Annotated in this window: 20 protein-coding genes; 11 read left to right on the forward strand and 9 right to left on the reverse strand. The window is 40.5% G+C overall.

What is annotated here, in order from left to right; genetic code table 11:
- Window positions 1-25 precede the first annotated feature (25 nt).
- The 9 genes from R2Q78_RS13410 (at window position 26) to R2Q78_RS13450 (ending at window position 8,409) form a co-directional block, all read left to right on the forward strand.
- Window positions 26-1,297 (forward strand): dicarboxylate/amino acid:cation symporter, encoded by a 1,272-nt coding sequence (locus R2Q78_RS13410; RefSeq protein WP_410478494.1) that lies wholly within the window; start codon window positions 26-28, stop codon window positions 1,295-1,297.
- 115 nt (window positions 1,298-1,412) lie between these two features.
- The gene (gene rplM / locus R2Q78_RS13415; RefSeq protein WP_136837795.1) at window positions 1,413-1,856 is read left to right on the forward strand and encodes a 50S ribosomal protein L13; all 444 of its coding nucleotides are present in this window, start codon (window positions 1,413-1,415) and stop codon (window positions 1,854-1,856) included.
- A gap of 10 nt (window positions 1,857-1,866) precedes the next feature.
- Window positions 1,867-2,253: a 30S ribosomal protein S9 gene (gene rpsI / locus R2Q78_RS13420; RefSeq protein WP_008240172.1), complete on the forward strand. Its 387-nt coding sequence runs from the start codon at window positions 1,867-1,869 to the stop codon at window positions 2,251-2,253.
- An 18-nt stretch (window positions 2,254-2,271) separates the two neighbouring features.
- Entirely contained in the window at window positions 2,272-3,096 is an 825-nt protein-coding gene (gene rpsB / locus R2Q78_RS13425; RefSeq protein ID WP_136837796.1) for a 30S ribosomal protein S2, read from the forward strand.
- A 100-nt stretch (window positions 3,097-3,196) separates the two neighbouring features.
- Complete coding sequence (gene tsf / locus R2Q78_RS13430; protein WP_136837797.1) at window positions 3,197-4,036, forward strand: translation elongation factor Ts; 840 nt, start codon at window positions 3,197-3,199, stop codon at window positions 4,034-4,036.
- 71 nt (window positions 4,037-4,107) lie between these two features.
- Window positions 4,108-5,223, forward strand: a complete 1,116-nt coding sequence (gene nagA / locus R2Q78_RS13435) for an N-acetylglucosamine-6-phosphate deacetylase (protein WP_316792714.1) — start codon at window positions 4,108-4,110, stop codon at window positions 5,221-5,223.
- Window positions 5,224-5,274: 51 nt separating this feature from the next.
- Window positions 5,275-5,979, forward strand: a complete 705-nt coding sequence (pyrH, locus tag R2Q78_RS13440) for a UMP kinase (protein ID WP_316792716.1) — start codon at window positions 5,275-5,277, stop codon at window positions 5,977-5,979.
- A gap of 21 nt (window positions 5,980-6,000) precedes the next feature.
- Window positions 6,001-6,564: a ribosome recycling factor gene (gene frr, locus R2Q78_RS13445; RefSeq protein ID WP_316792718.1), complete on the forward strand. Its 564-nt coding sequence runs from the start codon at window positions 6,001-6,003 to the stop codon at window positions 6,562-6,564.
- Between the two features lie 96 nt (window positions 6,565-6,660).
- The gene (locus tag R2Q78_RS13450; protein ID WP_316792720.1) at window positions 6,661-8,409 is read left to right on the forward strand and encodes an ABC transporter ATP-binding protein; all 1,749 of its coding nucleotides are present in this window, start codon (window positions 6,661-6,663) and stop codon (window positions 8,407-8,409) included.
- On the opposite strand, the gene R2Q78_RS13455 is transcribed toward R2Q78_RS13450, so the two are convergent.
- From R2Q78_RS13455 to pnuC, 5 genes are all read right to left on the reverse strand, one after another.
- Window positions 8,406-9,680 carry an MFS transporter gene (locus R2Q78_RS13455; RefSeq protein WP_316792722.1) on the reverse strand — a complete coding sequence of 425 codons (1,275 nt, stop codon included), beginning with the start codon at window positions 9,678-9,680 and terminating at the stop codon, window positions 8,406-8,408. The two genes, R2Q78_RS13450 and R2Q78_RS13455, sit on opposite strands and share 4 nt — an antisense overlap.
- A gap of 66 nt (window positions 9,681-9,746) precedes the next feature.
- Complete coding sequence (locus tag R2Q78_RS13460; RefSeq protein WP_316792724.1) at window positions 9,747-10,379, reverse strand: thiamine phosphate synthase; 633 nt, start codon at window positions 10,377-10,379, stop codon at window positions 9,747-9,749.
- Window positions 10,380-10,384: 5 nt separating this feature from the next.
- Window positions 10,385-12,856, reverse strand: a complete 2,472-nt coding sequence (locus R2Q78_RS13465) for a TonB-dependent receptor (RefSeq protein ID WP_316792726.1) — start codon at window positions 12,854-12,856, stop codon at window positions 10,385-10,387.
- A gap of 184 nt (window positions 12,857-13,040) precedes the next feature.
- Window positions 13,041-13,574, reverse strand: coding sequence for an ATP-binding protein (locus R2Q78_RS13470; protein WP_316792728.1), 534 nt, complete (start codon window positions 13,572-13,574; stop codon window positions 13,041-13,043).
- Window positions 13,558-14,172 carry a nicotinamide riboside transporter PnuC gene (gene pnuC, locus R2Q78_RS13475; protein WP_316792730.1) on the reverse strand — a complete coding sequence of 205 codons (615 nt, stop codon included), beginning with the start codon at window positions 14,170-14,172 and terminating at the stop codon, window positions 13,558-13,560. The genes R2Q78_RS13470 and pnuC overlap by 17 nt, the downstream gene beginning before the upstream one ends.
- Before the next feature lie 349 nt (window positions 14,173-14,521).
- Here pnuC and R2Q78_RS13480 point away from each other — a divergent pair, with 349 nt between their 5' ends.
- Both R2Q78_RS13480 and carB read left to right on the forward strand, forming a co-directional pair.
- Window positions 14,522-14,839, forward strand: a complete 318-nt coding sequence (locus R2Q78_RS13480) for a carboxypeptidase regulatory-like domain-containing protein (RefSeq protein WP_316792732.1) — start codon at window positions 14,522-14,524, stop codon at window positions 14,837-14,839.
- A 217-nt stretch (window positions 14,840-15,056) separates the two neighbouring features.
- Window positions 15,057-17,873 (forward strand): carbamoyl-phosphate synthase large subunit, encoded by a 2,817-nt coding sequence (gene carB, locus R2Q78_RS13485; RefSeq protein WP_316792733.1) that lies wholly within the window; start codon window positions 15,057-15,059, stop codon window positions 17,871-17,873.
- A 29-nt stretch (window positions 17,874-17,902) separates the two neighbouring features.
- Here carB and R2Q78_RS13490 read toward each other — a convergent pair whose 3' ends face one another.
- From R2Q78_RS13490 to R2Q78_RS13505, 4 genes are all read right to left on the reverse strand, one after another.
- A complete protein-coding gene (locus R2Q78_RS13490) occupies window positions 17,903-18,868 on the reverse strand; it encodes a DUF3137 domain-containing protein (protein ID WP_316792734.1) in 966 nt (321 codons plus the stop codon).
- Window positions 18,868-19,425: a LemA family protein gene (locus R2Q78_RS13495; RefSeq protein WP_316792736.1), complete on the reverse strand. Its 558-nt coding sequence runs from the start codon at window positions 19,423-19,425 to the stop codon at window positions 18,868-18,870. Before R2Q78_RS13495 ends, R2Q78_RS13490 begins: the two co-directional genes overlap by 1 nt.
- 453 nt (window positions 19,426-19,878) lie before the next feature.
- Window positions 19,879-21,255 carry a DNA repair protein RadA gene (gene radA, locus R2Q78_RS13500; protein WP_316792737.1) on the reverse strand — a complete coding sequence of 459 codons (1,377 nt, stop codon included), beginning with the start codon at window positions 21,253-21,255 and terminating at the stop codon, window positions 19,879-19,881.
- Between the two features lie 247 nt (window positions 21,256-21,502).
- Window positions 21,503-23,053 (reverse strand): Rne/Rng family ribonuclease, encoded by a 1,551-nt coding sequence (locus R2Q78_RS13505; protein ID WP_316792739.1) that lies wholly within the window; start codon window positions 23,051-23,053, stop codon window positions 21,503-21,505.
- Between the last annotated feature and the right edge of the window lie 235 nt (window positions 23,054-23,288).

The following is a 23,288-nucleotide window of genomic DNA, read 5'->3' on the forward strand; positions in this document are numbered from 1 at the left end:
GCGAAAATTTCTTTATTATCGCTTGATGAAAGCTTTATTTTCAAATCTTACTTTCCAAGTGCTGGTCGCAATTACACTGGGTATCTTAACTGGTGCTTTTGTTCCGGGATTCGCTCCTCATGCAAAGCTGATCAGCCAGACCTTCATCAATATGATCAATATGCTGATCGCCCCAATCATATTCCTGACTATAGTGCTTGGAATTGCACATATGGGAGATATGAAAAAGGTAGGCATGGTGGGAGGTAAGGCTTTGCTCTATTTTGAGATTGTAACTACCCTTGCCATAGCTATCGGAATGCTTGTGGCTAATATACTGAAACCGGGTATCGGCATTAAGGTGGCTGAAGGAAATGTGGACAAGATAAAAACATATACAGATCAGGCCGGGGAAATCAATTGGATTGAATTCATTACGCATATAGTACCTCATAATATCTTTGAGGCCTTTACTAAAGGAGATATTTTACAGATTCTGTTTTTTGCAATACTGTTCGGATATGGGCTGAACAAGATGGGAGAAACAGGACATTCTCTATTGCAGTCGTTCGATAAACTATCGAAGGTATTTTTTAACATCATGAAGATCGTCATGCGTCTGGCTCCAATTGGAGCATTCGGTGGAATGGCATATAGTGTGGGGACTTACGGCTTGAGTACATTACTGCCAATGGCGAAGTTAATGGGCTCGGTTTATCTTACCTGCTTCCTTTTCATTTTTGTGGTATTAAATGCCATATGCAGGTATTACAAATTTAGTTTATGGAGCTATTTAAAGTATATCAGACAGGAGATCTTAATCGTATTGGGTACTTCTTCCTCTGAGTCTGCTTTGCCCAGCATGATGCAGAAAATGGAAGCTTTTGGTTGTAAGAAATCAATTGTTGGCCTGGTGATTCCTACGGGGTATTCATTCAATCTTGACGGGACAGCTATTTACCTTTCTATGGCAGTGATATTTCTTTGCCAGGTGTTTAATATTGATTTATCCATATGGCAGCAGCTCACTATTCTGGCGGTACTTATGGTGACATCGAAGGGGGCTGCAGGAGTTACGGGAAGCGGTTTCATTGTATTGGCATCTACATTATCTGCTTTAAAAATTATGCCGGTAGAGCATATTGCGATTCTTTTGGGGGTGGACAGGTTTATGTCGGAGGCAAGAGCAATCACGAATGTGATTGGAAATGGAATAGCTGCTGTAGTGATTGCTAAAAGTGAAAATGAGTTTGATGAAGAAAAATACCGCTTGGCAATAATGCCATCTGCTATTGAAAAGGCTGAAGAAGATATTTAGCAGATATCTGGATTTTTTTCTCTCAAGTGTTTGACAATTAAAGATATTACACTATCTTTGCAGTCCCTAAAATTGAGGGGAATAAATAATTGTTAAACAAATTAAATACAAGCAAGTGAATACGTTAAGTTACAAAACTGTCTCTGCCAATGCAAAAACTGTTAATAAACAGTGGGTTGTTGTTGACGCACAAGGCGAGATTTTGGGGCGCTTGTCATCGAAGATCGCTATGATCATCCGTGGTAAAAACAAGCCTGAGTACACCCCACACGTAGACTGCGGAGATAACGTTATCGTTATTAATGCAGACAAGGTTAAGTTGACCGGAAGTAAATTTACTGATAAAGTTTATACTTCTTACACTGGTTATCCAGGTGGTCAGCGCTTCATTTCTCCTAAAGAGTTAATGGCGAAACATCCTAAGCGTGTTATCGAGAAAGCGGTTCGTGGTATGTTACCTAAAACTAAGCTTGGTGCTAAATTATACACCAACCTTTATGTTTATGCAGGTACTGAGCATCCTCACGCAGCACAATCACCAAAAACCATTACACTTTAATTAAGAAGAAATGTCAGTTACAAATACTTCAGGAAGAAGAAAAACTGCTGTTGCTCGTATCTATTTAAAAGAGGGCAATGGTACTATTACCGTAAACGGTAAAGATCATAAAGTATATTTCCCAACGTTGCCTTTGCAATACATCGTTAACCAATCATTTGAAGTTTCAGAACTTGTTGGTCAGTATGATGTAAATGTAAATGTAGCAGGTGGTGGTATCAAAGGTCAGGCAGAAGCTGTTCGTTTAGCTATCGCTAAGGCTATCGTTGAATTAGATGCTGAGAAAAAACCAGCATTGCGCGCTAAAGGGTTAATGACCCGTGATATGCGTATGGTTGAGCGTAAGAAACCAGGACGTAAGAAAGCACGTAAGAAATTCCAATTCAGTAAACGTTAATCTTAAGGAGACAAAACAATGGCAAGAACTACATATCAAGACTTATTGGATGCAGGTGTACACTTTGGTCACCTTACCCGTAAATGGAACCCAAAAATGGCACCATATATTTTTATGGAACGCAATGGTATCCACATTATAGATTTAAATAAAACTTTAACTAAAACTGAAGAAGCTGCTTCAGCAATCAAACAGATCGTTAAATCTGGTCGTAAGATTCTTTTCGTAGCTACTAAGAAACAAGCTAAAGAAATCGTTGCTGAGCAAGCAAAAAAAGTAAACATGCCTTTCGTAACTGAGCGTTGGTTAGGTGGTATGTTGACTAACTTTGCTACTGTACGCAAGTCAATCAAAAAGATGGTTACCATCGACAAGATGACTAAAGACGGTACTTATTCAATCCTTTCTAAAAAGGAGCGTTTAATGATTCAGCGTGAGCGTATCAAATTAGAAAGCTTATTAGGTGGTATCGCGGATCTAAACCGTTTACCTGCTGCTATCTTTTTAATTGACGTTAAAAAAGAACACATCGCTGTTAGCGAAGCGTTGAAATTAAACATTCCAACTTTTGCAATGGTTGATACCAACTCTGACCCTTCTAACATCGATTTCCCAATCCCAGCGAATGATGATGCTACTAAATCTATCTCTTTAATTACTGATGTAATCATCAAAGCAATTGAAGAAGGTTTAGATGAGCGCAAACGCGAAAAAGACGAGGAAACTGAAAAAGAAGCTGTAGCTGCTAAAGCTGCTGCTGATGCTCCTGAAGCTGCTGCTCCTGGTGCAAGAAGAAAAAAAGTTGAAGCTGATACTGAAGAAGGTACAAGCGAAGAAGCTTAAATAATATAATATTGGGTTGTATTGGTGCGTTGAGGGTTTAAGGCTTACAACAATCTTATACAACCCATAATTTTTGATAAAAACTTAAAAAGGAAATAAAATGTCTACAGTACAAATTTCTGCAGCAGATGTAAACAAATTGCGCCAACAAACTGGTGCTGGTATGATGGACTGCAAAAAAGCTTTGATCGAGGCTAACGGTGATTTTGAAGCGGCAGTTGATTATCTACGTAAAAAAGGTGCTAAAGTAGCAGCGTCTCGTCAGGATCGTGATTCTAACGAAGGTGTTGTTATTGCTAAAGCTACAGCTGATGGCAAACGTGGTATTGTTATCGAATTGAACTGCGAAACTGATTTCGTGGCTAAAAATGCTGATTTCGTTGCCTTAGGTAACAAATTTGCTGATTTAGCTGTTGAGAAAAACCCGGCTTCTTTAGAAGAATTATTAGGTCTTGAAATTGACGGACAGAAAGTATCTGACCTGATCATCGAGAACACTGGTAAAATCGGTGAGAAAATCGGTATCTCTAAATTCGAAACTGTATCTGGAGAGAAAGTTGTTCCTTACATCCACGGCAACTACCGTTTAGGTGTTTTGGTTGCTTTAAACCAGGATGTTGCAGGTGTTGAAGAAGCTGGTAAAGATGTAGCGATGCAAATTGCTGCGATGAGCCCTGTTGCTTTAGATAAAGGTGACGTTGACGCAACTACTATCGAGCGTGAAACTGAAATCGCTAAAGAGCAAATCCGTGCTGAAGGTAAACCTGAAGAAATGGTTGAGAAAATTGCTGCTGGTAAATTGAATAAATTCTACAAAGACAGTACTTTATTGAACCAGGAATTTGTGAAAGATTCATCTAAAGATGTTCGTAAATTCTTAAATGATACAGCTAACGGTTTAACTGTTACTGCATTCAAACGTATCCAATTAGGAGCTTAGTCTCTTTTTTAATGATATTAAAAAGTCCCTTGTTTTCAAGGGACTTTTTTTTTTGCCTTATATTAGCAATTATGATCGCTATAAAGAATGGTAAGTTCTTTTTGAAGGATGAATTGGTGACTAACCATATCGTCCTTATTAAAGAAGGAAAAATAATTGATGTTCAAGGAAATCAGACGCCAGAAGGCTGTCAGGAAATTGACGCTGAAGGCGCTTATATCACTCCTGGTTTTATAGACCTGCAGATCTATGGCAGTGGAGGGAATCTGTTTTCCGCTTATCCTTCTGTCGAAACATTGCGCCAAATGGACGCTGATCTGATCAGCAAGGGAACGACTGGCTTTTTGGCTTGTGTAGCTACCAATACACCCGAGGTCGTTCATGATTCAATCATCGCGGCTAAGGAATATAGAGATGAAGCTAAAGCTTTCTTAGGACTGCACCTGGAAGGCCCTTATCTGAATGCCAAACGCAAGGGAGCGCACGTTGAGGAATACATCTGCAAAGCATCACTTGATGAAGTGAAGCGACTGATGGAACATGCTGACGGGACGGTAAAGATGATGACTGTTGCAGCCGAATTGCAGGATGATGAGGTAATTAATTATTTGCTCGATCAGGGAGTTGTACTTTCTCTGGGGCACAGCGATGCGACTTTTGAAGAAGCTACAAAGGCTTATGACAAGGGCGTTGCAAGTACTACACATTTGTTCAACGCCATGCCATCGATACACCACAGGTCACCAAACTTGCCTGTAGCGGTATTTAGTCATCCAACAGCGATGGCAAGTATCATAGCCGATGGAAGTCATGTCGATTTTGAGATGGTAAAGATGAGCTATAGGCTGATGAAGGATCGGTTGTTTTTGATTACCGATGCAGTTACTGCCTGCAGTATCGGGCCCTATCAGCATCAGCTTTCGGGGGAGAAGTTCATTACTCCGGAAGGCACGCTTTCAGGTTCAAATATTACCCTGTTACAGGCGGTACAAAATTGTGTTTCACAATGTGATATATCGTTAGCAGCGGCATTAAAATTGGCATCTTTAAATCCTGCAAAACTAATGGGCCTGGATAATAAAATTGGTAATCTGGAAGCAGGCTGTAAGGCGGATTTGTTATTTTTAACTGGTGCCCTGGAGTTAAGTAAGGTTTTTAAGGATGGCCATGAGCAGGGAAAGGCATAGTGTAGAGAACAATACATTGGAAATAAAAGCAATTTTATCTAAGTTTGCCCCATGAAGTATAAACGGATTCTACTGAAGTTAAGTGGCGAATCGCTGATGGGCGATAAGCAATATGGTATTGATAATGAGGTTGTAAGACAATATGCCGAAGACATCAAAGCTGTGCATGACAAAGGCCTTGAAATTGCAATAGTGATAGGCGGAGGTAATATTTTTAGAGGTTTAAGTGCGGAAAAGTCTGGTATGGACAGAGCACAAGCTGATTATATGGGAATGCTGGCCACCGTAATTAACAGTATGGCATTGCAGGATGCACTTGAAAAAGTAGGTCTTAAGACCAGATTGCTGACCGCAATAAAAATGGAACAGATCTGTGAGCCGTTTATCCGCCGCAGGGCAGTACGTCACCTTGAAAAAGGCCGTGTTGTCATCTTTGGTGCTGGAACAGGTAATCCTTATTTTACTACGGATTCTGCAGCGGCTTTACGTGCGATTGAAATTAAAGCGGATGTGGTGTTAAAAGGAACACGTGTAGATGGCATTTACACGGCGGATCCGGAGAAAGATCCAACTGCGACAAAATATTCGGAGATATCCTTTAAAGAAGTTTATGCAAAAGGACTAAACGTAATGGATATGACTGCGTTTACACTTTGTGAAGAAAATAAGCTTCCTATTATTGTTTTTGACATGAATAAGTCTGGTAACTTCATGAAGATTGCCGGAGGTGAAGAAATAGGAACACTCGTTAGATAAAAAATAAAAACTTTATACATTATGAATGACCTCATAAAGAAACAATTACAGGACGCTCAGGCTACAATGGATAAAGCCATTGCACATTGTGAGTCGGAACTGACGAAAATTCGTGCAGGAAAGGCTTCTGCAGGTATGCTTGATGGTATCATGGTTGATTATTATGGAAATCCGACTCCATTGAGCCAGGTAGCCAGCATCAATACTCCAGATGCACGTACTTTGCTGTTGCAGCCATGGGAAAAGGCTTTGCTTATTCCTATTGAGCGTGCAATTATGGAAGCAAATATTGGTATCAACCCTCAGAATGATGGTATTATGATCCGTCTGGTTGTTCCTCCTTTGACTGAAGAGCGCAGAAAGGATTTGGTAAAGAAAGTGAAAGAAGAAGCTGAAAGAGGTCGTATCACTGTTCGTAACATCAGGAAAGATGCCAACGAGAAAATTAAAAAGCTAAAAGGCGAAAGCGTTTCTGATGATGAAATCAAAACAGGAGAAGGAGAAGTGCAGAAAATCACGGATGCTTATATCCTGAAGGTAGATAAGCATGCAGAAGCAAAAGAGAAAGATATCATGACGGTATAAGCCGGCATTTATAATCTATAAGTAAATTAAAGGGAATGAGGTCAGTACTTCATTCCCTTTCTTTATTTTTGATCCCTCAGAAACAAAACTAGATTAATGAAACTACTTCTTGAATACTTGAAAAACCACAAATGGACAGTGGTTTTGGCACTGTTCCTGGCTGCTATTAACATTGGGTTTTCATTGCTTGATCCTTATATCACAGGACGGATTGTAGACCAGTTTATAGAAAAAAAGAACCTGCTGAGCAGGAGTGAATTTATATTGGGCGTTTTGGGTCTGGTTGGACTGGGAATTGGAGCTGCAATGGTTTCGCGGATTGCCAAGAACTTTCAGGATTATTTTACAAGCATTATTGTTCAGAAGGTGGGTGCTAGGATGTATGCCGATGGATTAAAACATTCTCTGGAACTGCCCTATCAGGTTTTTGAGGATCAACGGAGTGGAGAAACCTTAGGTATTCTTCAGAAAGTACGCCTTGATTCTGAGAAGTTTATAACGGCTTTTATCAGTATACTATTTGTGAGCCTGATTGGGATGATATTCGTGATCGTGTATTCAGTAACAGTAAGCTATAAAGTGACACTGATCTACTTCTCCGCGATTCCGATCATCAGCTTTGTAAGCTGGTTTCTCAGCAGAAAGATCAAGACCATCCAAAAAAGTATTGTTGCTGAAACGACTGCCCTTGCGGGATCTACTACGGAATCTTTGAGAAACATTGAACTGGTAAAGAGTTTGGGACTGGCTAATCAGGAAATAGACCGTCTGAATAAAACGACCTATAAAATTCTTGGGCTGGAATTGAGAAAGGTAAAATATGTACGTAGTATGAGCTTTGTACAAGGAACGACGGTGAACTTTGTAAGGAGTACGATGGTAGTGGTCTTATTGATCCTCATCTTCGAAAATACAATTTCGCCGGGGCAGTACTTTTCGTTCCTGTTTTATTCTTTCTTCCTCTTCGGGCCGCTGCAGGAATTAGGAAATGTGATCCTGACCTGGAGGGAAGCTGAGGTGTCCTTAGGTAATTTCAAGAAAATTTTAAGTACCCCTATAGATCAGAAGCCAATGAACCCGGTGAAGCTGGATAAAATTACTAAACTTGCTTTTGAAGGAGTAAATTTCAAACACCTTACGGGGAAACACAATGCACTTAATGACATTACTTTCACCACTCATAATGGAGAGACAATTGCTTTTGTCGGCCCCTCGGGATCAGGCAAGACCACCCTGGTGAAGCTATTGGTTGGACTTTACCAGCCAATTGAAGGAGAGGTGTATTATAACGATACTTCGAGTAAGGAAATAGACCTGGACCTGCTCAGGGAAAAAATTGGCTTTGTAACTCAGGATACCCAACTGTTTTCAGGCACAATCAGAGAAAACCTGCAGTTTGTAAGACCAGGGGCTACAGATGAAGCATGTATGCGTGTATTACAGCAAGCGGCTTGTCATAACCTGCTGGCCAGGGCAGAAAATGGCCTCGATACAGTTATTGGTGAGGGAGGAGTAAAAGTATCAGGAGGAGAAAAGCAAAGGCTGTCTATTGCCAGGGCACTATTAAGACAACCGGATATACTGGTGTTTGATGAAGCTACGTCCTCGCTGGATTCTTTGACTGAAGAAGACATTACTGCTACGATCAGAGACATTTCTGTACATACCAATCACATCACGATATTAATCGCACACAGGCTATCTACTATCCGTCACGCAGACCGGATATTTGTGCTGGAAAGAGGTCATATCATTGAACAAGGCAAGCATGAGGATTTATTGGCACTGAACGGCTTGTATTATGCCATGTGGAGACAGCAGATAGGTGAGCGCCTGGAAGTCTAAACCTTTTGTTCGTTGATCTCCTGGAGGCTTAATTTTACCAGCCCTTTGGTTTTAAGATAAGTAATTCCTGCTACCAGTATGGTCATGCTGCCGCCAAAAACTACAGCGGGGACTGTTCGCATGAGCTTAGCTGTAAGGCCGGATTCAAATGCGCCGATTTCATTGGAAGATCCGATAAACATGCTGTTTACCGCAGATACGCGTCCGCGCATTTCATCAGGCGTAAGCAGCTGCATGATGGTAGAGCGAATAATCACACTTACACTATCAAATGCACCTTCTGCAAAGAGAAATAAAAGCGTGAGATAAAAATTCTTGGACAATCCAAAACAGATGATACTTACTCCGAAACCAGTGACCGCAATTAGCAGATTTCGCCAGGGTTTATTCATTGGAGAAAAGCGGGTCATGGCCAGCATAGTGATTACAGCTCCGCTTGACACCGCAGCGCGCATAAACCCCAGCCCCTCAGAGCCAACTTTCAGGATGTCATGAGCAAAGACAGGCAGTAAAGCTACCGCCCCTCCAAAAAAAACAGAAAACAAATCCAGACTCATTGCACCGAGCATCATCTTTGTTTTAAATACAAACCTTACCCCTTCAGTGAGGCTTTTTACAATACTTTCCTTAGGGATGAATGTAGGAGGGTGAGGTTTTAAAAAGAAAATACAAACCAGGGCGATAAAGATAAAACTGATAATCACGATATAGGTAACGGTGATGCCAAAGAAAGCATAAATGAGTCCGCCAGCCATTGGACCCAGAATAGAGGCCATTTGCCAGCTGGAACTGTTCCAGGTACTCGAATTTGGATAAAGCTTTTTGGGAATGATCTGTGCCATCAACGAGAAGGTCGCCGGACTGAAAAATCCTCTGGCGATCCCAATTCCAAATATCATGCAATACATGATCGGTACAATGTAACTGGTAGGAACATAGGTATGCATTTGTTTGGTGGTCACGATGAGCATCACCAGAGAGCAAAGGAATACGCCGCTAAAGATCTTTAATAAGAGTCCTCTTTTTTCAGATTTATCTGCAACATAACCGCCGTATAAGGCAATACTAATGGATGGAATGGCTTCGCACAACCCAATGAAGGCAAGAGCAAGTGGGTCTTTCGTGAGCTGATAGATATGAAAACCTATGACTACTGCCTGCATCTGGTAGGCAAATGTGAAGAAGAAACGCATTCCGAGGTAGGAGCGGAACTCCCTGTAGCGGAGCGCGGCATAAGGATCCGGTTTCTCTATAAGATCTGTATTGTCCAAAGGAATTGATTTTCGACAAATGTAAGTGTTAGCAGAGAAGATATTAAGACCCTGCTTAAAATATCATTACATAATCTTGTCATAAAATGAGGCATACGCATCTCTCATGTTTTCGGACTGGTTGATGGCAGCAGAGGCTGCAATTCCAAAAATTCCAGTTTGCATGAGCGCATCTACATCATCAATCTTGACGCCTCCAACTGCAAGCACAGGCAGGTCTATTTGTTGGTCTTTTAGCTCCAGCATGATTTTTTGATAACCATCTATACCGAGTAACGGAAAGCTGTTTGGCTTTGTAGTGGTTTCATAAAATGGTCCCAGACCGGCATAATCAACACCTTCTTTATTTAACCTGATTAGACCTTCAATCGTATGGGATGATCCTCCGATGGTAATGGCTTCGCCAAGTTGTGCTCTTATCTTAAGAAAATCGGCATCCATATCTTCAATGTGGAAACCTTGAATATCGGCTTTACCATTCAGGTGGATATGATCTGTGACGATCAGGGTTGCTCCCCAATCGTCACAGATCTCTGCTATTGCATTGATATCTTTCAAAAGCTCATCGTCACTTTTGGTCAGGCAACGGTACTGGATCCATTTTGCACCCGTCTCACAAGCTATTTGGGCCTGTTCTATGTGTGTAAGCTGTTCTATATCGTGCGTGATAAAGTGGAGTTTTTCGATGAACTTCTTCATGTATTTTAAAATTTCAGATTAAGCGAAAGTAAGAAATTAGTTCCTGCCTGCGGAAAGTAAAAATTTTCTGTAACCGTTGCCCATGGATAAATTGAGCTGTAGGTATAGCCATTACTATCGTACTTTTTATTGAGGATATTGTTTGCCAGCAAGGCAACATTGATATTCTTGATGCCTTTTAGGCTGAAATTATAACCCAGTCTGGCATTGTTTACCCAATAAGCATCCAGCTTGCGGCTTTCGTTCTGCGTATTGTCCATGAACTGTTTGCTTACATACTTGCTTTGCAGCGCTACAGCCAAACCAGCAAGAGGTTTGTAAACCAGCTCGCCAAAAACCACAGTATTAGGTGAGAAGGAAATGTCAGGGTTTTTGTAAGTTGTCGCCTGTACATTGATCAAGTCAAAATTAGCATCATACTCAGAAACATAATCGATGTAGTTTTTGATCTTATTTTTACTGAAGGCGGCATTTGCATTGACAGCAAAATGAGAGCTGATGGTGTAAGAAGCATCCAGCTCCAGTCCTATACGATAACTTTTATCGACATTCTGACGATAAGCATCTGAATATTCATTGATCTCACCTGTAAAGATCAGCTGATCTTTGTAGAACATTCCATAGACGTTAGCGCCCGCGTTGAAGCGGTCGTTCTTAAAGCGGTATCCTGCCTCCACATTGTTTAAGCGCTCCGCTTTAGGATTAGGAAGGCCTTCTTTTAGATTGGTGAAGTCATCTCTGTTTGGTTCTTTATTGGCTACACTAAATGAAGCGTAAGCATTACTTTGCTCATTCAGAAAATAAGTAGCGCCTACTTTAGGATTGAAGAAATTGTAATTGTTGCTGAAGTCAAGCGCTCTGCGGTTTTTATCGGTACCACTGATCTTATAGGCGACATTTCTATATTGCAGGTCGGCGAAGAGGCTCAATTGCTCAGTAGGGCTGTAATTTACTTTGCCATAGGTGTTGAAATCGTCTTTGTTGCCTTTTCCATCATAGTAATGATAATCATTGGCCGCAGTAGAAGCGTGTTCAGCCCAGGTGATTTCTCCAAAGTGTTTGCCCCTGTATTGATTGTAAGCACCCCCAAGCGTAAAATTCAGGCCAGACTGAGGCTGGTAATTGAAAGCATAGGTAAAGCCATAGAAATCATTGTCCAGCCAGCGGCGACGCACCAGATTTGTTTTGGTGATCGTTGTTCCGCCTACAACAACGTTCGGTAATCCATATTTCGAAAATTTCTGACTGTTTTTATATTCTTCGAAGTATCCTTCGCCATCAGTATAATGCAAAGCACCATTGAAGGAGAATTGTTCAGTAAACTGCTTTGCATATAGTGCCTGGTAATGGTTTTGTTTGTAATTATCAACCTGGTCTTTATAAGTAAACTGGTTGTATGTCCTGTTGTCCGAATTAAAGAGGTTTAGTGAATCAGCTTTGGTGTAATACAGGTATTCCAGGTTGTTGTTGTAATGTTCCTTTAAGCCCTCCAGATCTCCTCTTAGTTTAGCCTCAGGGATACCATTCCAGGCCTGGTAAGTTTCTTCTGTGCCCGAAAATACATTTACGCGCAATAAGTCATTTTTACCATGATAAGCACCTGAAAGGAAATAAGATTTTAGATCAGAAGCTCCGCGGTCTATAAAACCATCAGACTTTACCCTTGACAAGCGGCCATCGAAACTCCATTTATTGTCGATAAGACCAGTTCCTACCTTTACCGTGTTTTTTAAAGTATTGAATGTTCCGAATGAATTGTTGATTTCAGCATAAGGGCTTTCAGAAGAAGATACGGTCTGGATGTTCAGACTTCCACCAAAAGCACCGGCGCCGTTTGTAGATGTTCCCACCCCACGCTGAATCTGAATATTGTCTACAGAAGAAGCAAAATCAGGCATGTTTACCCAAAAAGTGCCCTGGCTTTCACTGTCGTTATAAGGAATCCCGTTTACGGTCACATTAACACGGCTGGCATCACTGCCCCTGATCCGGATTCCTGTGTATCCAACTCCGGCACCGGCATCAGATGTCACCACAACGCCGGGGGTGTTGTTTAAAATAAAAGGAAGGTCTTGTCCGAAGTTGTTTTCTTCTATTTCAGCCTTGCTGATGTTTTTATAGGTAGTTGCAGACTTTTCATTTGCACGTGTCGCCTTTACTGTTACCTCCTCGGCAAGAAGGGCAGACTGCTCCAGGGTAAAGTCTAATGTCTGGTCTGAAGAAAGGGTGATGGTCTTTTCAATCGTTTTATAGCCGATGAAACTGGCTGACAGGGTATAATTGCCCGCCTTTAGATTACTGATTTTATAATTTCCATTGGCGCTGGCATTTGTGCCGGTAGACTTTCCTTTAATCCTGATGCTCGCACCTGGTAAATTTCCGTTTGTTTGTGATACGGTACCCGAAATGGTGAATTGGGCCATTGATGCCAATGGCAATAGCAGCACAGCAAATGCTGCGATGATTGATCTTTTCAACTTTTTTGAATTTAAATGAATTTCCATAACTCTTATCCCTCCGCCGGCATTATCCGGATCAGGTGCTTATAACTTTTTCAGTTATAAAGGGTATACTCTCAGCCTGTTTTTGTGTTTATGAAACAAGGCACCCCAATTGATGTGGCAAAGTTACCTAAAAAAAATAAAATTAGGTTGAATTGCTTTATTTAGATTGCTGCAGGAAATGCTCAACTGCGTCTATGGCATTAGTCAGTCTGTCTTTGACACCGCGGATCACTTGGTAAGTAGCTCCCAGAGCTTGTAGCTCATTGTGCCAAACCTGCATGAAATGTTCGCGTTTATGAGGAAAATCCCGCAAAGGATCTTCCTGCCAGGGCAGGTCGATGTCGAGGAGCAGGTATAAATCATAATTGTATTTTGGGAGTGCATCCAGTACCACTTTTGGTGTTTCTCCGAAAACCTCATCGCTCCATATTTTTACGGTCAGGAAGGTGGTGTCGCAAAAGATCAGGTCTTTATCGGCAATCGCAAGGATTGAATCTTCCAGTGCGACTTGTCCATGAAACATGTTTACTTCATCCTGCAGGTCGCAGGGCAAGGTTAGTGCGGCGCAATAATAGCGGGCATATTCTGGGACCCATAGCGTATGGTAGTGCTTTGCCAACTGCTGGGTAATGGTTGATTTGCCTGTACTCTCGGGGCCTACGATCGCTATTTTTCTAATGGGTCTGTTCACGGTAAGTTTTTTTCCAGTCTAAGTAACCAACGGATGCAATGTAAATATAAAGCGCATACATGATTGCGGTGGCATAGAGGTCTTTATAAATGTACACGCCAACATATATAATGTCGACAAAAATCCAGATCAACCAGTTTTGTACGACCTTTCTGGCCAGAAATATCTGGGCTACTAGACTGCAGGCCGTACAAAAGCTATCTATATAGGGCAAAGAGGCGTTTGTGTTTTTGTACAATAATTGTCCTAGCAAAATGGTAAAAACAACTATCCCGATTATCGAAAGTAACAGTTCCTTTTGAGTAATGTTTGCGATTGGTCTTGAAGCTTCAGGGTTATTTCTATGTTTACTCCAATAATACCAGCCGTATATGTTCATAAAAAAGAAATAAAACTGCAGGCCCATATCAGCATATAAATTAGACTCGAAGAAGATGAAAATGTAGATGACCACGCTGATGATTGCAATAGGCCAGCTATAGATGTTGTTTTTTGCTGCAAGCCATACACACAATATACCTGTAAATACGCCACACCATTCCAGTGCTCCTGTTTGGATAAAAAGTTGGGTAAAACTGTCCTTCAGTAATTCGATCATCGCTCAAAAGTACTAAACAGATTTGCATAAAAAAATCCGGCGGAGAAAGATTCCCGGCCGGATTAAACCAAACAAACTATTTATGAAGATTACCCTCTAACCAGAGGATTTTTTAATTCCAGATTATATCTGATACTATGCAAGCTTTGAGCCAATAATTTAAAAGCAGGCTTATGTGACTTAAGGATGACGTGCCCATGGTTATTTCCTGAATTTTTGAAAACAAATACAGGCTTGACTTGTCTTTAACTAAGAGACGATTTGATTATGGTGTACATAGACTATTAATTTTTAATGTTAAAACTAAGCTGAATGGAAATATTTCCTAATCAGTTAAACAATCATTCTTATGAAAAAGTTAAGTTTAAGTCTTTTGGTATTTACGGTATTAGCGCTCGGAATTTTAGCCTTTACATTTATAAAAAATGGAGGAATAAGAGGAACTATTGTCCCTGCTGATGGTGCGACCGAAGTGATTGCGATATCCGCGACAGATACGTTGAGAACGACAATAAGCAACGGCAGTTTTACATTTGGAGAAGTCAAACCTGCTACCTATACCATTTGGGTAAAAGGGAAATTGCCTTATAAAGATGCATCAGTTGAGAACGTGGCGGTTATAGACAGCACAGTAACTGACGTTGGAGAGATTAAACTGCAGCAATAATTAGTTTAAAACAATCTGATTAGGGGGCATTTTTGCCCCTTTTTTTATTTATAAGCCTTTTTGAAAAAAAGCCTTATTTTTAATGTTCAAAAGCGTAACTTTGCATCCCGACAGAAGAGTCGGGTTCTTAATGATTATCAAAGGGAATCTCAAGACTGTTCCAGTCCATAACAAAGCATATTTTTCATCAATTATACTTTAGACTTTTTAAAGCCTTATGCCTAAAGACACCTCCATACGCTCAGTACTGATTATCGGATCTGGACCCATTATTATTGGTCAGGCCTGTGAATTTGATTATTCAGGATCACAAGCAGCCTTATCTCTAAAAGAAGAGGGGATTGAAGTTTCCATAATTAACTCAAATCCTGCAACAATTATGACCGACAAGGTGATTGGCGATCATGTTTATCTATGGCCTTTAACTGTAGATTCGATCGAGCAGATTTTGCAAGAACGTAAAATTGATGCGGTACTGCCTACCATGGGTGGACAAACTGCACTGAATCTATGTATCGAAGCATCAGAACGTGGGATTTGGGATAAATACGGAGTTAAAGTAATCGGTGTGGACGTTGCCGCAATCGAGAAAACAGAAAACCGTGAAGCCTTCCGCCAGTTGATGGTTGATATAGGTGTGGGTGTTGCTACTTCAAAAATTGCAAACTCTTTCCTTGAAGGTAAAGAAGCTGCTCAGGAAATTGGCTACCCATTGGTTATCCGCCCATCTTATACACTAGGTGGATTTGGTGGCGGTTTCGTGCACAAGAAAGAAGAATTTGACCAGGCTTTAAAACGCGGACTTGAAGCGTCTCCAACCCACGAGGTTTTGGTGGAGCAAGCTGTGCTGGGCTGGAAAGAATACGAGCTGGAGTTGTTGAGAGACAGTAATGATAACGTAATCATCATCTGCTCTATTGAAAACTTCGATCCAATGGGCATACATACAGGTGATTCTATCACTGTCGCGCCTGCGATGACATTGTCTGACCGTTGTTATCAGGACATGCGTAACCAGGCGATCAAAATGATGCGTGCGATAGGAAACTTCGCAGGAGGTTGTAATGTGCAGTTCTCTGTAAACCCGGATAATGATGAGATCATCGCGATCGAGATTAACCCAAGGGTTTCCCGTTCATCAGCGCTGGCGAGTAAGGCTACAGGTTATCCAATTGCTAAAATAGCTGCAAAACTGGCTATCGGTTATAACCTGGATGAACTGGAAAATCAAATTACAAAAACTACATCTGCATATTTTGAACCAACACTTGATTATGTTATCGTAAAAGTTCCCCGCTGGAACTTCGATAAATTTAAAGGGGCAAATACAGAACTGGGCTTGCAGATGAAATCTGTAGGTGAGGTAATGGCCATCGGACGTACTTTTATAGAAGCCATACAGAAAGCTTGCCAGAGTTTGGAAATTGGCAGAGCAGGTTTGGGTGCTGATGGTAAACATAACCGCAGTATTGAAGAGATCATGCACGGTCTTGAACATCCAAGCTGGAATCGTTTATTCCTGATCAAAGATGCCATGAGTATGGGCGTTCCATTGGAATCAATCCGTAAAGTTACGCGCATCGATAAATGGTTCTTATCACAAATACAGGAGTTGGTTCAGCTGGAAACAGAATTGAAACGTTACTCCCTAAATAATATCCCTAAGGATTTCTTCTTTACATTGAAACAAAAGGGCTTCTCTGATATTCAGATCTCTTACCTGCTTGGCAATGTAACGGAAGACGAGGTTTATGAACGCAGAAAATCATTAGGAATCAGACGTGTTTATAAGATGGTGGACACCTGTGCCGCAGAGTTTGCTGCACAAACACCTTACTATTATTCCACTTTTGAAGAGGAGAATGAATCGCATCCTTCAGATAAAAAGAAAGTGATTGTACTTGGTTCTGGTCCTAACCGTATCGGTCAGGGTATAGAATTTGACTACTCTTGTGTACACGGGCTGCTGGCTGCTAAAGAAACAGGATTTGAGGCTATCATGATCAACTGTAACCCTGAGACTGTATCTACAGATTTCAATATGGCTGATAAATTATACTTCGAGCCTGTATTCTGGGAACATGTACGTGAGATCATAGAGCTGGAAAACCCAGTTGGGGTAATTGTTCAGCTTGGCGGACAAACGGCGCTTAAAATGGCTGAGAAGCTTCATGAGAACGGTATCAAGATCATTGGTACATCATACAACGATATGGATGTGGCTGAAGACAGGGGACGTTTCTCTGACCTGCTAAAAGAACTGGAAATTCCTTATCCCAAATACGGTGTCGCAGAAAACGCTGAAGAAGCAATTGTTGTGGCAAATGAAGTAGGTTATCCGGTGCTTGTGAGACCAAGTTATGTATTAGGAGGACAAGGCATGAGCATCGTGATCAACGATGAAGATCTGGAGAAAGCAGTTGTGAAATTACTGGGAGACTTACCCGGTAACCGCGTACTGATTGACCACTTCCTGGATAGGGCTGAAGAAACTGAATCTGATTCGATTTGTGACGGTGAAGATGTACATATCGTTGGCTTAATGGAGCACATAGAGCCTGCAGGTATCCACTCAGGAGATTCAAGTGCGGTATTGCCACCTTTCAGTTTGTCTGAGAAGGTAATGAACGACATGGAGACTTACTCTAAGAAAATAGCCAGGGCATTAAATGTAATTGGGTTATTGAACATCCAGTTTGCAGTTAAAGATGAGAAAGTATATGTAATCGAGGCCAACCCAAGGGCATCGAGGACAGTTCCTTTCATTGCGAAGGCTTATGATGTTCCTTACATCAATATAGCAGCTAAAGTAATGCTAGGTGTAAATAAGTTAAAAGACTTCACCATCGAGCGTAAACTGGTAGGCTATGCAATTAAAGAGCCTGTGTTCTCTTTCTATAAATTCCCTGAGGTAACGAAAGAGCTAGGTCCTGAAATGAAGTCGACAGGTGAGGCTATCAGATTCATTAAAGATACTGAAGATCCTTACTTTAGAAAGCTGATCAAAGACAAATCAATGTATTTATCTAAATAATATAAAGTCCCGAAAGGGACTTTTTTATTTTACTGCTTTCCCCAGATCCTGGTGTTTAAGTCAAGTTCTTCGACGATTCCATACATAAAGCGGATGACATCGAGATCCTCATTGATTGACTTTTGGTCCAGAAGTGTCTTGAATTGCGGAGGTTCAAAGTAGTCTTTGTTCAGGGGAAATGCGATGTACATATAGGTGTCTATAAATGAGACAGAGATCGTATACTTGCTTTTGCTTTCCAGTTCACACAATCGTTCCATCATGGCAGGAGTAAGGATATAGCGTGCTTCTACCTGGTCGGTAGAATAGGTGACAAAGCAGTTGTTAAAATCAGGGCTCTCCAATTTTACGAGTTCTCTGCTGTTTGATGAAAAAACAGGGATATTATTAGAGATCCATGCTCCTATTGAACTGCCGAGATCCTTTGGTCTAACTACAGTAACGCCATTAAAATGTTTGTTGAAATCAGCGCAAAAAATGATTCCTTTAAAGATCTCATGCCATTCCGTTCTTTTCCCATTCTTCGTTTGTGTTTCAGTTTTGTATTCAGCATGTACCTCAGAAAAGCCAAATCTTGTTTTGCCTGCTGAGCCGAGAATCTGATCCTGACTTGAATACCTGTCAGGTTCTTGGCTGAACAATTGAGAGGAAACAAAATTACCTTCAGAAAGGCCCGTCTGATAATCAATTTCTAAAGATTGGTCTATTGATTTTAAGGCCACAGCTATCACTTTTTGTTTAAACTCATGTCTGTATTCGGCAAACATTTGGCTGCCTTTGTTGAGTTTTACAAATCCAAAGATAAGTGATGCCAATCCTGGGATCGCCCCTACAAGAAACAGATCGGCGAGAAAAAAACCTAAGACGAAAAACAGTATGCCAGCACCTATAAATATAAAACTGTTGATTTTTAGATCAGCTACAGCTTTACGCTGTTTTTCAAGTTCGTCTAACGTGCTGGTCAGTACATTGCCGCCTGATGTAACTTCTGCCATTAACTATTAAAAAGGTCTTTAGCGCTGATGTTCTTCCTTTCTTCTTCTGTATTTTCAAGCACAGAGATTTGCTGATAATTGAGCATTCCTGCAAACATGCTACCAGGGAACATCATAATCGCATTATTGTAATCGGTGACTGCGGCATTATAAGTTCTTCTGGCTGCGGCAATCTGCTCTTCACTTTCAGTCCAGGTAGACTGGAGATTAAGAAAATTCTGATTGGCCTTTAAGTCGGGGTAGTTTTCGACATTAACCATAATCCCCCTTACGCTCGAACTTAATTGTCTGTCGATATCTAGTTTTTGCTCATTGCTTAAATTGCTGTTGCCTGCCTGGGCACGGAGTTCAACAACTTTAGTCAATAAATCTCCTTCGTACTGCATGTATTTTTTAACCGTCTCCACCAGGTTGGGTAGCAGGTCAAATCGTTTTTTTAACATGACGTCTATAGCGGAAAAAGCGTTTGTTACCTGGTTCTTTTTTCCGATAAGGGAGTTGTATATTCCTATTCCTATGATCAGGAATACAACTATGATTATGGCTGCTATTATCATTTTTTGGTAATTAAGAGGTTATAATTTTTAAATATATAAAATTCAAGATTAAAAACTCTTTGATTAAAGCAATTAGGGAATGTTACAATAACAGCGAAAAAGAAACCCTGTTCCGGAGAGAACAGGGTTTTATCAATCAATATTAAAAAGGAGAACCTTCTTAACAATTCAAAATTACAATTCTTTTTGCGTTTAAAACAAAAAATCCTCGTTACCTTACGATAACGAGGATAATCATCCCTATTGTTTTGTTATCATGCATAAGCATCATAACGCAATGATATATCCAATAAGCAGGCCAAATTTTTGTTTTGTATATAAGCTCCTATAAAACAGATGTTTATGTGTTATTTCTCTCGTGCCAATCTTTTGTTGTCGGGAAATAATATCCACAAAATGTAGAAATTTATAGTAAAATTACCCATTAGTTTGAGTGTTGTTGTTTCAGTTAAATTAGCCAAACAGTATTGAGAACACATCTTCAATCTTACTTACGGCGGTCAATTCGATTTTATATTTAGCTGTCACCAATCCTTTGAGGTTATAGTTGGAAATAAAAATTTTATCAAACCCTAGTTTTTCAGCCTCTGTTATTCTTTGCTCTATCCTGTTCACCGCTCTTATTTCTCCTGAAAGCCCCACTTCAGCAGCAAAACAGATCTTTGACGAAATCGCAATGTCCTCATGCGAAGAAATTATAGCTACCAGAATAGCGAGGTCGATAGCGGGATCTTCTACTTTGATTCCCCCGGCAATATTGAGAAAAACATCACGGGTACTCAGTCTGAAACCGCACCTTTTTTCCAGCACTGCAAGGAGCATATTCATCCGCTTGGTATCAAAGCCGTTTGCCGACCTCTGGGGCGTTCCGTAGGCAGCCGTACTCACCAGTGCCTGTGTTTCTATGAGCATTGGCCTTGCGCCTTCTAAAGTGGCTGAAATCGCTATGCCGCTTAACTCCTCGTCCCGCTGGGAGAGTAAGATTTCAGACGGATTGGAAACCTGCCTTAATCCATTACCATGCATGGCATAAATTCCGAGTTCAGCGGCGGCTCCAAAACGATTCTTTATCGAACGTAAAATCCGGTACACGTGGTGTCGGTCGCCCTCAAATTGTAAAACAGTATCTACCATGTGCTCCAGAATCTTTGGACCTGCAATGGTTCCATCTTTAGTGATATGCCCAATCAAAAATACAGGGGTATCAGTTTCCTTTGCAAATCTTAATAGTTCAGCGGTACACTCCCTCACTTGAGAGACACTACCTGGAGTAGACTCAATATGCGCAGAGTGTAATGTTTGTATGGAGTCTACTACTAGAATATCCGGTTCAAGTATTTCTATTTGTTTAAATATGTTTTGTGTAGAAGTTTCTGTAAGAATATAACAATCTGCTTTCGGGCTGGTTGTTATTCGCTCAGCACGCATTTTGATCTGCTGCTCGCTTTCTTCTCCTGAAATGTAAAGGATTTTTTTTCCAGATATATTTAGCGCGAGCTGAAGCATTAAGGTTGACTTTCCTATACCAGGTTCTCCGCCGATTAAGATTACAGAACCCGCAACTAATCCACCTCCCAGTACCCTGTCTAGCTCCATATCTCCCGTGAGTACTCTTTCTTCCGTTATGGAGAGTATTTCATCAACTTTCGCGGGTTTACTTGTTCTCTGGTTGCCCGTTGTTGTTTTCCAGGAAGGGACTTTAGCCGCTGCCTTTTCAATAATTTCTTCAACGAATGTATTCCATTCATTACAAGACGGACATTTACCAAGCCACTTAGCGGATTCGTATCCACAACGCTGACAAAAATATGCTGATTTAGTTTTAGCCAATTGGATCTGTATTTATTTAACCATTTCGTCATCCTGAATTTATTTCAGGATCCCGTACCTGCCATGCCGTCTTTCTCTTCCCGGATCCTGAAATAAATTCAGGATGACGAGGCGCTAAACGACAGAGCCACACTTCTAAAGACTTACAAAATTACCTTTTAATTCTCAATAAAGGCAGAAAATAACCTATATAAACAGACAGGCCTGCTTCGTTTTGGAAGCAGGCCTGTTAAAAAAGTGTATTAATTTACAACTTTATTTCTTCATCCTTTGAAGAAAGGAAATGGAATTCAGTCAGGTTATATGATGAAACTGATTTGATCTTTATCCTTTGTCCAAATTTAAAGAACCATTTCCATTGTAAGGAAATAAAGCCTTTCTTAATAAAAGCTTCGATGTAAGGATGTACACAAAGCGTAATGTTTTTTTCGTTTTGCTCTTGCAAAATATAGGTAAGGTTATTTTCGATGTCATCCATCAAAACAATACTTGCCTTAATCTCTCCCGTACCATCACAGGTCGGACATTTTTCACTGGTAACGATATTCATTTCAGGTCTTACACGCTGACGTGTGATCTGAACGAGGCCAAACTTACTTGGAGGAAGAATGGTGTGCTTTGCACGGTCCAGCAACATCAGGTCCTTCAAATGATCAAAAAGCATCTTACGATTTACCGGCTTGTGCATATCAATAAAGTCGATAACAACAATACCACCCATATCTCTCAGACGTAATTGTCTTGCAATTTCTTTTGCAGCCTCTTTATTTACCTGTAAGGCATTTTCTTCCTGATTCTCTTTGCTTGCAGTTCTGTTTCCACTATTTACGTCGATGACGTGCAGTGCTTCAGTATGCTCAACAACAAGGTAAGCTCCTCCTGCCAGATTTACAGTTTTACCAAAAGAATTTTTGATCTGCTTCTCTATGCCGAAATGCTCAAAGATTGGTTCTTTATGCTTGTACAACTTTACAATCTTCTCCATTTCCGGAGAGATCTCGTGTACATATGAACGGATATCCTCAAAGAGGTTATTGTCATTTACATAAACATTCGTAAAATCAGCACTTAAAATATCTCTTATCAGGGTAGAAGTACGATCCATTTCACCCCAGACACGCTTAGACGGTTCTGCTTCAGGTAACTTTTTAATAAAGTTTTCCCATTTAGCAACAGAATCTAGCAAGTCTTTCTGAAGTTCGGCAACGCCTTTACCCTCAGAAACAGTCCTGATGATTACTCCAAAATTCTTTGGTTTGATACTTTCAATAATCTTTTTTAAGCGATTACGTTCCGTATTGCTTTTAATCTTTTTGGATATGGAGATTACATTAGAAAAAGGAACCAGTACAATGTACCTTCCTGCGATTGATAAGTCAGAACTTAAGCGCGGACCTTTAGTCGAGATTGGTTCTTTAGCGATCTGAACAGGTAAGACTAGATTTTTACTTACTACTTCAGAAATTTTTCCTGCTTTGTTAATGTCTCCTTCTAACTTGAAATTATCCAATAAAGTGCCATTAACAGAGCCGTTACGCTTGATTTTAGTTAGCTTTATTAAAGACTGGACTTGAGGACCAAGATCAAAGTAATGGAGGAACGCATCCTTTTCATAACCAACATCTACAAACGCAGCATTTAGACCCGGCATAATTTTCTTAATGCGGCCTAAATAAATGTCGCCAACGGCGTAGTTGTTATTGATCTGTTCTTTATGAAGTTCTACAAGTTGCTTGTCTTCAACTAAAGCTATGGTTACTCCCAGTGGAGAGGAATCTATAATTAGTTCTTTTACCAAAAGCTACAGATTTTAAGGCTTTACAGCCTTATTAACACATGGACAATAAAAAAAAACTATGCAACCAACAACTAAGGCTACGATCAGATCCTAGCCTTAGTTGTTGTGCATTACATTAAGAAAAACTATTTTTTCTTATGTCTGTTTTTTCTTAAACGTTTTTTGCGTTTGTGGGTAGCCATTTTATGTCTTTTTCTTTTTTTACCGCTTGGCATAGTTTTAAAATTTAAATATT

This window comes from Pedobacter frigoris (assembly GCF_032678645.1).
GTDB classification, from domain to species: Bacteria; Bacteroidota; Bacteroidia; order Sphingobacteriales; family Sphingobacteriaceae; genus Pedobacter; species Pedobacter frigoris_A.